Annotated in this window: 11 protein-coding genes; all 11 read left to right on the forward strand. The window is 60.9% G+C overall.

Annotation, left to right across the window (positions count from 1 at the left end; all coding sequences use genetic code 11):
* Positions 1-498: 498 nt before the first annotated feature.
* The 11 genes from EQW76_RS17535 (at position 499) to EQW76_RS17585 (ending at position 13632) form a co-directional block, all read left to right on the forward strand.
* The gene (locus tag EQW76_RS17535; protein ID WP_142830236.1) at positions 499-1569 is read left to right on the forward strand and encodes a glycoside hydrolase family 5 protein; all 1071 of its coding nucleotides are present in this window, start codon (positions 499-501) and stop codon (positions 1567-1569) included.
* A gap of 103 nt (positions 1570-1672) precedes the next feature.
* Entirely contained in the window at positions 1673-2635 is a 963-nt protein-coding gene (locus tag EQW76_RS17540) for a GlxA family transcriptional regulator (protein ID WP_142830234.1), read from the forward strand.
* Between the two features lie 107 nt (positions 2636-2742).
* Positions 2743-3639, forward strand: a complete 897-nt coding sequence (locus tag EQW76_RS17545) for a glutamine amidotransferase family protein (protein ID WP_142830232.1) — start codon at positions 2743-2745, stop codon at positions 3637-3639.
* A 58-nt stretch (positions 3640-3697) separates the two neighbouring features.
* Complete coding sequence (locus EQW76_RS17550; RefSeq protein ID WP_142830230.1) at positions 3698-4384, forward strand: GXGXG domain-containing protein; 687 nt, start codon at positions 3698-3700, stop codon at positions 4382-4384.
* A gap of 72 nt (positions 4385-4456) precedes the next feature.
* Positions 4457-5785, forward strand: coding sequence for an FMN-binding glutamate synthase family protein (locus EQW76_RS17555; RefSeq protein WP_142830228.1), 1329 nt, complete (start codon positions 4457-4459; stop codon positions 5783-5785).
* Between the two features lies 1 nt (position 5786).
* Positions 5787-6248, forward strand: coding sequence for an OsmC family protein (locus EQW76_RS17560; protein WP_142830226.1), 462 nt, complete (start codon positions 5787-5789; stop codon positions 6246-6248).
* A 44-nt stretch (positions 6249-6292) separates the two neighbouring features.
* Positions 6293-7600, forward strand: a complete 1308-nt coding sequence (gene glnT, locus EQW76_RS17565) for a type III glutamate--ammonia ligase (protein ID WP_142830224.1) — start codon at positions 6293-6295, stop codon at positions 7598-7600.
* Positions 7601-7846: 246 nt separating this feature from the next.
* The gene (purU, locus tag EQW76_RS17570; RefSeq protein WP_142830222.1) at positions 7847-8731 is read left to right on the forward strand and encodes a formyltetrahydrofolate deformylase; all 885 of its coding nucleotides are present in this window, start codon (positions 7847-7849) and stop codon (positions 8729-8731) included.
* Positions 8732-8855: 124 nt separating this feature from the next.
* The gene (locus EQW76_RS17575; RefSeq protein ID WP_142830220.1) at positions 8856-11810 is read left to right on the forward strand and encodes an aminotransferase; all 2955 of its coding nucleotides are present in this window, start codon (positions 8856-8858) and stop codon (positions 11808-11810) included.
* A gap of 481 nt (positions 11811-12291) precedes the next feature.
* On the forward strand, positions 12292-12486 hold the full coding sequence (locus EQW76_RS17580) for a hypothetical protein (RefSeq protein WP_142830218.1): 195 nt from the start codon (positions 12292-12294) through the stop codon (positions 12484-12486).
* A gap of 138 nt (positions 12487-12624) precedes the next feature.
* Positions 12625-13632 (forward strand): P1 family peptidase, encoded by a 1008-nt coding sequence (locus tag EQW76_RS17585; RefSeq protein ID WP_142830216.1) that lies wholly within the window; start codon positions 12625-12627, stop codon positions 13630-13632.
* Positions 13633-13743: the final 111 nt, after the last annotated feature.

The following is a 13743-nucleotide window of genomic DNA, read 5'->3' on the forward strand; positions in this document are numbered from 1 at the left end:
ATTCGACACCCTCGAGGATCACCCACCCGTCAAGCCGCAGGCAATAGGCAAACCATACCGTAAGTACACAAAGGCTGGAGTCGACCAGGAGTGCAAAGGCGCGCTTTGTTACGCGCGGCAAAGCCAAAAAGGGCATAACGAGCCGATCGGCAGGTACCATCAACAATTTCCTCAGGCGCCGGTCATCCCAGTCCGCAATTGCATTTCTTCCGGGCGTATTCGCCCGTCTCCAGCACACCTAGTATGTCTTGCTGCTTCCAACAGCAAAAGGCAATTGCGCGAGACAGCCGCGCTGCGTCTTTCGCAACGCTATAGCGCAAATTCACCACTCGCGGCAAAAGGAAAACCTCTGGCGCGATTATTGTTTTGAAAGGGATAATCCCAAGTCCTTAAACGGGTGGCAGATCTGCGGCTGCCTATCTCTGGACCTGCCGTGAACCTGTCTGTATGCAGAGAGTATAAACGCGCGGCGAGACCGCTAACCCGTGGGCGACTGATATGAAAATCTCGATCGCTGGCATGGCGCGCAGGTTTGCGATGCTATCGACGGCCCTCATAGGGCTCGTGACCTTCGCCGGCAGCGGCGAGGCAGCGGGGCTTTGCTATCGCGGGATCAATCTTTCGGGCGCTGAGTACGGTGATCGCGATGGCGTCGCAGGTACGGACTACATCTACCCTACGGAAGCAACCGTGCATTACTTTGCCGGCAAGGGCATGAATGTCGTCCGCCTGCCCTTCCTCTGGGAGCGGCTGCAGCCCGAGTTGAACGAGAAACTCGATGACGAAGAACTTTCGCGCCTGAAGGCGGCCGTCGACCGGATCCACAAGAACGGGATGACAGTCGTTCTCGACCCGCACAACTACGCCCGTTACGACAAGGTGACGATTTCGCAGGATCCGGTCACCGATGATGCATTCGGTGATTTCTGGTCGCGGCTTGCCGGGGCCTTCGCCAACCAGCCGAGCACAGTCTTTGGCCTGATGAACGAGCCGCACGATATCAAGGCACCGGATTGGCTTAAAGCGGCGAATACCGCGATCGGCAGGATCCGCGCGATCGGTGCCCGTAATCTCATCCTCGTTCCCGGGACGATCTGGACCGGTGCCCACTCATGGAGCGAGGAAAGGCTCGGCGGCGGCTCGAACGCCGAGATCATGCTTGGCGTAACGGACCCGCTCAATTTCTACGCCTATGAATTTCACCAGTATCTAGACGCTGACTGGTCAGGAACCCACGCTCTCTGCGAAGGCACCGAGAAGGCACGCACCGGTATCACTGACGTCACCAACTGGCTGAGGCAGAACCATAAACGGGGATTTCTGGGCGAGTTCGGCGCCGCCGGCAATCAGCCCTGCCTTGACGGGCTTCAGAGTATGCTCGACATCCTCGGCAAGAACAGCGATGTCTGGCTCGGCTGGAGCTACTGGGCGGCGGGCGACTGGTGGCCGGAGAGCGAGCCGCTCAACGTGCAACCGCGCAAGACACCGGACCGGCCGCAGATGGCGCTGCTGGCAACTGCGGCCAAGAACCAGCGTATGGCGAAAGCATGCAGCGCGACCGTAAAATAAGCGAGAGCAAAGACCGGCGATGGTCCGCAGGGACACGACTTCTCTTTCACGGACCGCGCTTCCACTCCGTATCCCTATGGGCGACCGGCTTGGGGCAAACGTGATGCGCGATAGCGAAAGCAGCAATGTCCAGGAAATTGGCTTCATCCTGATCCCAGGCTTTGCGCTGATGTGCTACGCCTCGGCGGTGGAGCCGCTGAGGGCGGCCAATCTCCTCGCCGGTCGGGAAATCTATCGCTTTCGCGTGTTCTCACCGCAAGGTGTATTCGCAGTCGCCTCGAATGGCGTGCAGGTTCCCGCAGAACCTCTGCCGGGTCGCGGTGAACGGCTGCACACGGTCTTCGTGGTTGCCGGCGGCCACCCTGACGAATGGAACTGGCCGGGCGTCTATAGCGCGCTCCGGGCCCTCGATCGCGACGGGGTACGCATCGGCGGCATCTCTGGTGGGCCGTACCTGCTGGCCGCAGCCGGACTTCTCTCCGGCGAGCGCTTCACCATCCACTGGGAGCATGCCCCGGCGCTAATCGAGGATTTTCCCGGCATGACGCCGTTGCAGGCGCGCTACATCATCGACGGCAAGCGGTTGACCTGCGGCGGTGGCGTTGCGCCGCTGGACATGCTGCACGCGATCATTGCGGCCCGCATGGGTGCAGATTTTGCCCGCCGGGTTAGCGACTGGTACCTGCACCGGCATGTCAGTTCGGCCGCAGAGCCGCAGCGGGCTTCCGAGGCCGAACGCCATGGCACGCACCATCCTATCCTGCTTGCGGTGATCGAGAAGATGGAGACGACGATCGAGCAGCCGCTCGATCGCAAGGCGATGGCGACCTTCGCGCGGATCACGCCACGCCATCTCGACCGGCTATTTGCAACCAGGCTAAACTCGACATTCCTGGCAGAATACCACCGAATAAGGCTGGCCCATGCGCGAAAGCTGCTGCAGCAAAGCAGCCTATCCATCTCCGAAATCGCCTTTGCCTGCGGCTTCTCCAACCCCGGACATTTTTCTCGCTGCTATCGGCAGGCTTATGGCGGACCTCCGAAAACTGCCCGTAAAACAAACTGACACGATCAGACAATCTTTCTTTAAGGGAAATTTATTTTCTTCCTAGTTGAAGTATTCCAAGATTCTTGCTAGGCCTTTTTCGCAACGATCATTCGGAGGATTTCATCATGTGCGGCATTGTCGGCCTGTTCCTCAAGGACAAAAGCCTGGAACCCCAGTTGGGCGCGATGCTGTCCACGATGCTGGTGACGATGACCGACCGTGGGCCGGATTCGGCTGGTATCGCGATCTACGGGGGCTCTCAAGGGCGCGACGCCAAGATCACCGTGCAATCCGCGACGCCTGCGAAGGATTTTGCCGGACTTCAGGCAGAGCTGGAAGAGGCGCTGGGACAGACGATTGCGGTCGAGATCAAAAGCAGCCATGCCGTCATTACGCTCCCGAAAGACAAGCTGGATGATGCCCGCTCGGCGCTAGGCGAAATTCGCCCGGATATCCGCGTGATGAGCAGCGGCGATTCGATCGAGATTTATAAGGAAACCGGCCTGCCGCGCGATGTCGTGGCGCGCTTCGGCGTCGCCGACATGTCCGGCACGCACGGCATCGGCCACACCCGCATGGCGACGGAGTCTGCGGTCACCACGCTCGGCGCCCATCCGTTTTCCACAGGCTCGGACCAGTGCCTGGTGCACAACGGCTCGCTCTCCAACCACAACAACCTGCGCCGCACGCTGAAGCATCAGGGCATGCGCTTCGAGACAGAGAACGATTCCGAAGTCGCGGCCGCCTACCTGACGGCCGAAATGGCAAAGGGCAAAAACCTTGGAGCGGCACTGGAAGGTGCTGTCGACGATCTCGACGGCTTCTTCACCTTCGTCGTCGGCACCAAATCCGGTTTCGGCGTGCTGCGCGATGCCATCGCCTGCAAGCCCGCCGTGATGGCCGAGACCGACCAGTATGTCGCCTTCGGTTCGGAATACCGGGCGTTGGTCAGCCTGCCCGGTATCGAGGCTGCGCGTGTCTGGGAGCCGGAGCCGGCGACCGTTTATTTCTGGGAGCACTAAACTGGCTCTACGCCGGATGCCTCTATCCCCTTCCAAGTTACCAATTGCAGGACAGAACATGCCCACCTTCGATCTGGCGATCACGCCGCTCCGCGATCTCAATCAGGCCCTGCATGACATTGCGCCGGGATCCAACGATCTGCATTTCGAGGTGATCAACCCGCGCGGCAGCCATGCCGTCGCTTGCGGCGTGCATGCGCCGGTTGCCATCGATGTGCAGGGCAATGTCGGCTATTATTGCGGCGGCATGAACGAAGACGCCACCATCACCATCCACGGATCGGCCGGCCCCGGTGTCGGCGAAAACATGATGTCCGGGACGATTGTCGTCAAAGGCGACGCTTCGCAATATGCCGGCGCGACGGCCTGCGGCGGCATGCTGGTCATCGAGGGTAACGCCTCGTCGCGCTGCGGCATCTCGATGAAGGGCGTCGATATCGTCGTGCGCGGCAGCATCGGCCATATGTCGGCCTTCATGGCGCAGGCGGGTAACCTGGTGGTGCTCGGCGATGCCGGCGATGCCTTGGGCGACTCGCTCTACGAAGCGAAGATTTTCGTGCGCGGTACGGTGAAAAGCCTGGGCGCGGACTGCATCGCCAAGGAGATGAAGCCAGAACACCTGAGGTTGCTGGCCGAACTGCTCGAAAAGGCCGGCATCACAGACGTCAAGCCGGAGGAATTCAACCGCTACGGCTCGGCGCGCAAGCTCTATACTTTCAATGTCGACAATGCGGACGCCTATTGAGCGTCAGACCAAGGCAGTCAGCGGGGACTTTCCGCTGCGACAAAAAAACAATGCGATCAATCGAGGTCCGCCATGAGCTACCAGAACCCGCCGACCACGCCACGTTCCTCGGCAACCTTCGACGAATATACGATGTCGGAAATCCGCCGGGCTGCGGCAACCGGCATCTATGATATCAGAGGCGGCGGCGCCAAGCGCAAGCTGCCGCATTTCGACGACCTGCTGTTTCTCGGCGCTTCGATCTCGCGCTATCCGCTGGAAGGCTACCGCGAAAAGTGTGAGACCAATGTCGTGCTTGGCAGCCGCTTCGCCAAGAAGCCGATCGAACTCAAGATCCCGATCACCATTGCCGGCATGAGCTTCGGATCGCTATCAGGCCCGGCCAAGGAAGCGCTCGGACGTGGCGCGACGATCGCCGGGACTTCGACCACAACCGGCGACGGCGGTATGACGGAGGAAGAGCGCGGCCATTCGCAGATCCTCGTCTACCAGTACCTGCCATCGCGCTACGGCATGAACCCCAAGGACCTGCGCCGCGCCGACGCCATTGAGATCGTCATCGGACAAGGCGCCAAGCCCGGCGGTGGCGGGATGCTGCTCGGCCAGAAGATATCGGACCGGGTCGCCGACATGCGCACCCTTCCGAAGGGCATCGACCAGCGCTCTGCCTCGCGCCACCCCGATTGGACCGGGCCCGACGATCTTGAGATCAAGATCATGGAGTTGCGCGAAATCACCAACTGGGAAAAGCCGATCTATGTGAAGGTCGGCGGCGCCCGTCCCTACTATGACACGGCACTTGCGGTAAAAGCCGGCGCCGATGTCGTGGTCCTCGACGGCATGCAGGGCGGCACGGCGGCAACGCAGGAAGTCTTTATCGAGAATGTGGGCATGCCGACGCTCGCCTGCATCCGTCCCGCAGTACAGGCGCTGCAGGATCTCGGCATGCATCGCAAGGTGCAGCTGATCATCTCCGGCGGCATCCGCAATGGTGCCGATGTTGCAAAGGCTCTGGCGCTCGGCGCCGATGCCGTCTCGATCGGTACGGCAGCGCTGGTTGCCATTGGCGAAAACGACCCGCGCTGGGCAGCAGAATATGCGGCGCTCGGCACGACAGCCGAAGCCTATGACGATTGGCACGAAGGCAAGGACCCGGCGGGCATCACCACCCAGGATCCGGAACTGATGAAGCGCGTCGACCCGGTTGCTGCCGGGCGCCGGCTTGCCAATTATCTGAAGGTGATGACGCTGGAAGCGCAAACCATCGCCAGGGCCTGCGGAAAGAACCACGTACACAATCTGGAGCCGGAAGATCTGTGCGCGTTGACGATCGAGGCGTCGGGCATGGCGCAGGTGCCGCTGGCCGGCACCTCCTGGATCCCCGGCAAGGGCGGCTTCTGACATGGCCGTCTATACTGCGACCATCTTGTGGGAGCGGGGCGCGGCAGAGCCGTTCACCGACAATCGCTATGGTCGCGGACATTTCTGGTCGTTCGACGGCGGCGTCAGCGTTCGCGCCTCGTCCTCGCCGCACGTGGTACCGCGCTACTCGGATCCATCCGGCGTCGATCCGGAGGAAGCCTTTATTGCCAGCCTTTCGTCCTGCCATATGCTGACGTTTCTCTACCTCGTGGCCAAGCGCGGCTTCGTGGTCAACCGCTACGAAGATGTCGCCGAAGGCGTGATGGCAAAGAACGAGAGCGGTCGCATGTGGGTCGCCAAAGTCGTGCTGCGTCCGCGCATTGTCTGGGAGGGCAATGGTCCGGACGCGAAGGCGGCTGCCGAACTGCATCACCTGGCCCATGACGAATGCTTTATCGCGAATTCGGTGCGCACGGAAGTGGCCTGCGAACCCGTAGACTGACAGGCCGGAAAGGCCGCAGCAAAAACCAAATGGGGAACTGAACGATGACGATCAATCTCGAGACGTGGGCGAAGGAACGCGGCGTCAAATACTTTATGATCAGCTACACTGACCTGTTCGGCGGCCAGCGGGCAAAGCTCGTACCAAGCCAGGCGATTGCAGGCATGCAGGCCGATGGTGCCGGTTTCGCTGGCTTTGCCACCTGGCTCGACATGACGCCGGCGCATCCGGATCTGTTTGCAGTGCCCGATGCCTCGTCGGCCATCCAGCTGCCGTGGAAGAAGGATGTTGCTTGGGTTGCAGCCGATTGTGTGATGGAGGGCAAGCTGGTCGAGCAGGCGCCGCGCAACGTGCTGAAGAAGCTGATTGCCGAGGCCAAGGCGCTTGGAAAGCGCGTCAAGACGGGTGTGGAGGCCGAGTTCTTCCTGATCACGGCGGACGGCGAACAGATCTCCGACAAATACGATACGGCCGACAAGCCCTGCTACGACCAGCAGGCGGTCATGCGCCGCTATGACGTCATCACCGAGATCTGCGACTACATGCTGGAACTCGGCTGGGGCCCGTACCAGAACGACCACGAGGATGCCAACGGCCAGTTCGAGATGAACTGGGAGTTCGACGACGCGCTCATCACCGCCGACAAGCATTCCTTCTTCAAGTTCATGGTCAAATCCGTTGCAGAAAAGCACGGGCTGCGCGCTACGTTCATGCCCAAGCCCTTCAAGGGCCTGACCGGCAACGGCTGCCATTGCCACATCTCGGTCTGGGATACCGACGGCAAGACCAACGTCTTTGCCGACAAGAGCATGGATTTCGGGCTATCGTCCGAGGGCCGCCAGTTTCTCGGCGGTATCATGAAGCATGCCTCGGCGCTGGCGGCGATCACCAATCCGACCGTGAATTCCTACAAGCGCATCAATGCGCCGCGCACGACCTCCGGCGCCACCTGGTCGCCGAACACGGTGACATGGACCGGCAACAACCGCACCCACATGGTGCGCGTACCCGGGCCGGGTCGCTTCGAGCTGCGGCTGCCCGATGGCGCGGTCAATCCGTACCTGCTGCAGGCGGTAATCATCGCTGCCGGCCTCGACGGGCTCAACACCAATGCCGATCCCGGCAGGCATTACGACATCGACATGTATGCCGAAGGCCATCTCGTGAAGGACGCGCCGCGCCTGCCGCTGAACCTTCTCGATGCCTTGCGCGAATACGACAAGGACGAGGGACTGAAGCAGGCGATGGGCCTCGAATTCTCCGCCGCCTTTGTCAAGCTCAAGCACCAGGAATGGAATAGCTATGCCTCGCACTTCACGCAGTGGGAGCGCGATACGACGCTGGACATCTAGGACGGCGGCATTTGGAAATCCCGCGCAAGCACTTCCCTGCCAACGGCGGGGATACGCGTTCCGACGACGCAATGGGAACGGGATTTTCGCTTGCCTGCCGTAATCTGCAAGCGAATGGGCTGCGGGCTTGCAAGGTGATCTAGGCGCCGGTAGGCCCTGGCTTTGCGGATTGCGCTGCGCATCCGGCTATCCGGCGCCCATGCTTTGATTTATGCAGGTCCAAAACCTGCGAATGAGGGAACAGACATGAAGAGCTACGTGCTGACGGTATCCTGCCAATCAACGCGCGGGATCGTTGCTGCCATTTCAACCTATCTGGCCGCCCAGGGTTGCAACATAGTCGATTCATCGCAATTCGACGACCTCGATACCGGCAAGTTCTTCATGCGCGTCAGTTTCATGTCCGAGGAAGGCATCGCGCAGGAGGCGCTGGTCGAGGGCTTCAAGCCGATAGCCGCGACCTTCAAGATGGATGCCGAAATCCACGATGCGACGAAGCGCATGAAAGTACTGCTGATGGTGTCGCGCTTCGGCCATTGTCTCAACGACCTGCTCTATCGCTGGAAGATCGGCGCTCTACCGATCGACATTGTCGGCGTCGTATCCAACCATTTCGAATACCAGAAGGTCGTCGTCAACCATGACATTCCCTTTCACCACATCAAGGTGACCAAGGAAAACAAGGTGAAGGCCGAAGCGGAGATCATGGACGTGGCCGAGCAGACCGGCACGGAGCTGATCGTGCTTGCCCGCTATATGCAGATCCTGTCGGATGACATGTGCCGCAAGATGTCGGGGCGGATCATCAATATCCACCACTCCTTCCTGCCTAGCTTCAAGGGCGCCAACCCCTACAAGCAAGCCTATGAGCGCGGCGTCAAGCTGATCGGCGCCACGGCGCATTATGTCACTGCCGATCTCGACGAAGGCCCGATCATCGAGCAGGATACGGCACGGGTCACCCACGCGCAGAGCGCCGAGGACTATGTGTCCATCGGTCGCGACGTCGAGAGCCAGGTGCTCGCCCGCGCCATCCACGCCCATATCCATCACCGGACCTTCATCAACGGCAACCGAACAGTCGTCTTCCCGGCAAGCCCCGGCAGCTATGCTTCGGAGCGCATGGGTTAGCCGGACATAACGGCGAGCAAAATCGACATTCTCGGCGTTTGCGCCCCGGCGGATTGCATCTTTGTCTTGTGGCTGCCAGGATTTGCCGTATCTGCTTCTTGCAGTAAGTGATCCGGGGGGTGTCATGACCGACCAAGCGCTCGTCAACCGCATGCAATTGCCGAGGCCCGAAGTCACGGTGGCAGACGCTGCCGAAATTGCAGCGACCTATTATGGTCTCTCGGGCGAGTTCATCGAACTCGGCAGCCAGCAGGACCGGAACTTCCGGCTCGATACCGGCGAAGCGCGCTACGTGCTGAAAATCTGCTATGCGGATTATGCCACCGTCGAGCTCGAAGCACAGAATGCCGCGCTTCGCTATCTTCGCGCGATGGACGGGGCACCGCGCGTTCCGGAGATCATCCCGACAGTCGGCGGTGCCGAGATCGTCGCTTTGAGCATCAACGACCAGGACCTCCAGATCCGGCTCCTGAGCTATGTCGAGGGCCAGGGCCTGACGCGCCGCAAGCATCTGCCGACAGCGACGGTGGCAGCGCTCGGGTCGCTTTGTGCCAGGTTGGCAAAGTCGCTTTCCGGTTTCGACCATCACGGGCTCGACCGTACCCTGCAGTGGGATCTGCGCCGGGCCGGCCCGGTGGCGGTGCATTTGTTGTCTGCGATCACAAATCACGAGGCCCGCGACCGCATCGCCAAGGCCATGGTGACGGCAGTCAAGCGCATCCAGCCGCTGGCGGCGCATCTGCGCGTGCAGCCGGTGCACCACGACATCACCGGCGACAATGTCGTGGCGCGGCCGGATGGTCATGGCAATCTCATTCCCGATGGGGTGATCGACTTCGGCGACATCATCAAGGGCTGGGTGGTCGGCGACCTCGCCGTGACATGCGCCTCCCTTCTGCATCATGCGGATGGCGATCCGCTGTTTATCCTGCCGGCGGTTGCCGCCTACCATGCCGTGATGCCGCTGAGCGGGGTCGAGTTGCAGGCTCTGTGGCCGCTGATCGTCGCGCGCGCCGTGATCCTGGTGGCGAGCAGCGAGCAGCAGCTGGCGATCGATCCCGACAATAGTTATGTCCGTGACAACATTGTCCTCGAGCGCGAGATCTTCGAGGTCGCGACGTCCACCAATGCCGATTTCATGGACGCTGCCATTCTGAGGGCGGTCGGCATCGATCCGCAGCCCATCGACACCTCGGCGTGGATGCCGCTGCTTGCAGGCATCGACACTGCGGATATTCTTTCGCTCGATCTGTCGACAACGAGCCCGCTGCTGGACGATGGCAACTGGCTGGAGCCTGATATCGATTGGCGACTGCTGGCGAAGGCAGCCAGCGAGACGGGATTGGCAGCGACGCGGTACGGAGAGTTCCGCCTGTCGCTGACGGAACCGCTTGCCCTGCAACCGCCAAAGAATTTTGCCCTGCACTGCGACGTCTGCCTGCCCGCCGGCACCATCGTCAACGCGCCCTTTGCCGGCAGCATCATCAACGACGCCCAGCATCTGGTGCTGGTAGGACAGGATGTCTGCCTGCACCTCGACGGCATCGCCTGCAGCCTGGAAGACGGCGCCGAGATTGCTGCCGGCCACGTTCTCGGATCGATAGCCGGAGAAGAAGGCGCGGTCGGCGGGTTGCGGGTGCAGCTTTGCCGCAGTCCCGCGCTGGTGCCGCCGCTGCTGTGTGCCCGCCATGCGGCCCCGGCCTGGTCGGCGCTTTGCCCTTCACCGTCTGCGTTGCTCGGGCCCGGGATCGAAGCCCCCAAGGCAAGCGGCGCCGAAAGGCTGGCCTGCCGGATGCGCCATCTTGCGGCCTCGCAGAAGCACTATTACGCAAACCCGCCACAGATCGAGCGCGGGTGGCGCGAATATCTCTTCGACGTCGAAGGCCGCACCTATATCGACATGATCAACAACGTCACGATCCTCGGCCATGCCCATCCACGCCTCAACGCGGCGATTGGCCGGCAGTGGTCGCTGCTCAATACCAACTCGCGTTTTCACTATGCGGCAATCGCAGATTTTTCAGAGCGGCTGGCCGCACTTGCGCCGAAGGGCCTCGACTGCGTGTTCCTGGTCAACAGCGGTTCGGAGGCGAACGATCTCGCCCTGCGGCTTGCCTGGGCCTATACCGGCGCCCGCAACATGCTCTGCCTGAAGGAGGGCTATCATGGCTGGTCGGTCGCCAGCGACGCGGTCTCGACTTCGCTTGCCGACAACCCGCAAGCCCTGACAACGCGGCCAGACTGGGTGCATGCAGCACCGGCGCCGAACAGCTTTCGTGGGCAGTTTCGCGGACCCGACGCAGGCAACGCCTATCTCGAAGCAACGAGGCCATTGATCGATGCCGTCCGTGAAAGTGGCGAGGGCCTGGCTGGCGTGATTGCAGAATCACTCTGCGGCAATGCCGGCGGTATCGTGCCGCCCGAGGGCTACCTCAGCCAGATCTATGCGCTCGTGCGCGACGCTGGCGGCCTCTGCATCGCCGACGAGGTGCAGATCGGTTATGGCCGGCTCGGGGATTTTTTCTGGGGGTTCGAGCAGCAGGGCGTGGTCCCCGACATCATTACGATCGCCAAGGGCATGGGCAACGGCCACCCTCTCGGTGCTGTCATCACCAGCAGGCCGATTGCCGATGCGCTGGAACGGCAAGGCTATTTCTTCTCCTCGACAGGTGGAAGTCCGGTGAGTTCGATCGTCGGCATGACCGTGCTCGACATCCTGGAGGACGAGGCGCTGCAGAACAATGCTCGAGTTGTCGGTGAACACCTGAAGGCCCGGATGGTGTCGATGATGGAGCGCTTTCCCCTGATCGGCGCGGTACATGGCATGGGACTATATCTCGGCCTGGAACTGATCACCGACCGTGATTCGCTCGCGCCTGCAACCATGGAGACGGCGGCGCTCTGCGATAGGCTGCTGGAACTCGGCGTCATCGTGCAGCCGACCGGCGATCACCTCAACGTGTTGAAGATCAAGCCGCCACTTTGCATCAGCAGGGAGAGCGCCGAATTTTTCCTGCAAGCCCTGGAAAAGGCGCTCATCGAGGCTTCGGAGAACCTGGGTTTGGCCGTTAACCATTAGGGTCATTTGGCGACCCGGCTGATTTTCAACCGTTGGGGGATTGTCCGGCTGATCCCAAATTCCTATCTCTGGCGCGTCGGAGAAGGAGCGAATCCCGGCGTCGGGTATATACGGAAGAACGAATTATCTTTCGCAGATATGCTCGATAGCCGGAACGATATTTCGACAACAGGCAAATTTTTGACATCGACCAGAATATGTTTGCGATGGAAACCAGGCTATAATCTACTAACTGAGTAGACAAACTTGGCTCCATCGTCCGGTACCCCGGATATCGCGGGGACCTCAAAAGTGCAACGCCAACGCAAGGGAAGTGACATGAGAAAAGACACACTTATCGCATGCCCGCCTTGGGAGCTTGTGCTGGACCAAGACTGCTCGGGCTTTCGCTCCGGCCCGCGCTGTCGAATGTGACGTTCGTCCCTTTCGGAACAACATCGTCATTTTTCCATAACCGTGCATAGCGCGGTGGGAGTATCGCATGAAGAAGCAAGTTATCGAGTATGCAGGCGTGCCTGTCGGTATCGTCGTTCCTGACGACAATCAATTGCGGTTCATTGCCGTGAAATACCATGTCCATGACCTGGATGAGCGCCGCTTCGGCAGCGCTGACGAAGTCAGGCTCGCCATTCGCGACCTCTTGGCACGCAGCCCTGCAAAGCCCATTCACGTCTAGGCTCAGTTAAGGGCCAAAGTCGGCATTGTCGTCCAAATCCTGCCAAGCAAGACCGGTTCAGCGGAAGCTGTGCCGGTCTTGTCTTTTCCAATGCCTTGCGATCCTATCGCCATCCGACCATAGCGACAGGATATTCCCGTGACCGTTTCCCGCAATCTGCTGACTGACATAGAGGGTGTTTCCGTCGGCCACTGCACCGACCTAAAGCTCGGGTCCGGTGTCACCGTCATCGTCTTCGATGCACCGGCCGTTGCTTCCGGCACGGTGATGGGCGGCGCGCCCGGCGGGCGGGATACGGCGCTGCTCGATCCGTCGATGTCGGTGGGCGCAGTCGATGCGCTCGTGCTTTCAGGAGGCTCGGCATTCGGGCTGGATGCGGCGGGCGGCGTACAGGCGGCGCTGCGCGAGATTGGACGCGGATTGCAGGTCGGCACCACGCGCGTGCCGATCGTACCACAGGCGATCCTGATGGATCTGCTGAACGGAGGAGACAAGGACTGGGGCCTGCATTCCCCCTATCGCGACATGGGCTATGAGGCATTCGTCGCAGCGACCAAGGGCGAATTTACCCTCGGAAGCATCGGTGCCGGCACTGGGGCCACGACGGCAACGTTCAAGGGAGGCCTTGGGTCGGCGAGTGCTGTCACAAGCGGCGGACACCGAATTGCCGCGCTGGTCGCAGTCAATGCGCTGGGCACGCCTACCATCGGAGACGGTCCGCATTTCTGGGCCGCGCCGTTCGAGGAGAACAACGAATTCGGAGGTCTTGGCATGCCTCCCGCCATTTCCACGGCAGACCGGGCGATGCGCTTGAAGGGGGTCAATATCACGGCAACCACCATCGGCGTCGTCGTCACGGATGCCATCGTCACCAAAGTGGAGGCACACCGGCTGTCAATCATGGCGCAGGACGGACTGGCTCGCGCCCTGTTGCCGGCCCATCTGCCATTCGACGGCGACACAGTCTTTGCAGCATCGACCGGCGCCCGGCCGATGGAAGGCATGATTGACTTTCTCGAACTCTGCCAACTCTCGACGACGGTGATGGCACGCGCTATTGCACGTGGCGTCCATCAAGCAACTGCCCTGCCCTTCGACGGCGCACAGCCAGCCTGGGGTGACCTGTTCGGATCCTCGAGGCCCTGATGCCCGAGAGGAGCGTATATTACCTGTGTTGAATTTTCATACTCTCTAATTCTATTAATAATTGTATGCAACCATTTCGATCACTCATTCGTTGTGTTGTATGGATATGAA

Origin of the sequence: Rhizobium sp. rho-13.1 (assembly GCF_007000305.1) — a bacterium.
GTDB lineage: Bacteria > Pseudomonadota > Alphaproteobacteria > Rhizobiales > Rhizobiaceae > Rhizobium > Rhizobium rhododendri.

Excerpts from the sequence above, each read along its gene's own strand:
- EQW76_RS17545 (WP_142830232.1), top strand. The coding sequence starts at position 2,743 with ATGTGCGGCATTGTCGGCCTGTTCCTCAAGGACAAAAGCCTGGAACCC.
- EQW76_RS17535 (WP_142830236.1), top strand. The coding sequence starts at position 499 with ATGAAAATCTCGATCGCTGGCATGGCGCGCAGGTTTGCGATGCTATCG.
- EQW76_RS17555 (WP_142830228.1), top strand. The coding sequence starts at position 4,457 with ATGAGCTACCAGAACCCGCCGACCACGCCACGTTCCTCGGCAACCTTC.
- EQW76_RS17550 (WP_142830230.1), top strand. The coding sequence starts at position 3,698 with ATGCCCACCTTCGATCTGGCGATCACGCCGCTCCGCGATCTCAATCAG.
- EQW76_RS17540 (WP_142830234.1), top strand. The coding sequence starts at position 1,673 with ATGCGCGATAGCGAAAGCAGCAATGTCCAGGAAATTGGCTTCATCCTG.
- EQW76_RS17575 (WP_142830220.1), top strand. The coding sequence starts at position 8,856 with ATGACCGACCAAGCGCTCGTCAACCGCATGCAATTGCCGAGGCCCGAA.
- EQW76_RS17560 (WP_142830226.1), top strand. The coding sequence starts at position 5,787 with ATGGCCGTCTATACTGCGACCATCTTGTGGGAGCGGGGCGCGGCAGAG.
- EQW76_RS17580 (WP_142830218.1), top strand. The coding sequence starts at position 12,292 with ATGAAGAAGCAAGTTATCGAGTATGCAGGCGTGCCTGTCGGTATCGTC.
- glnT (WP_142830224.1), top strand. The coding sequence starts at position 6,293 with ATGACGATCAATCTCGAGACGTGGGCGAAGGAACGCGGCGTCAAATAC.
- purU (WP_142830222.1), top strand. The coding sequence starts at position 7,847 with ATGAAGAGCTACGTGCTGACGGTATCCTGCCAATCAACGCGCGGGATC.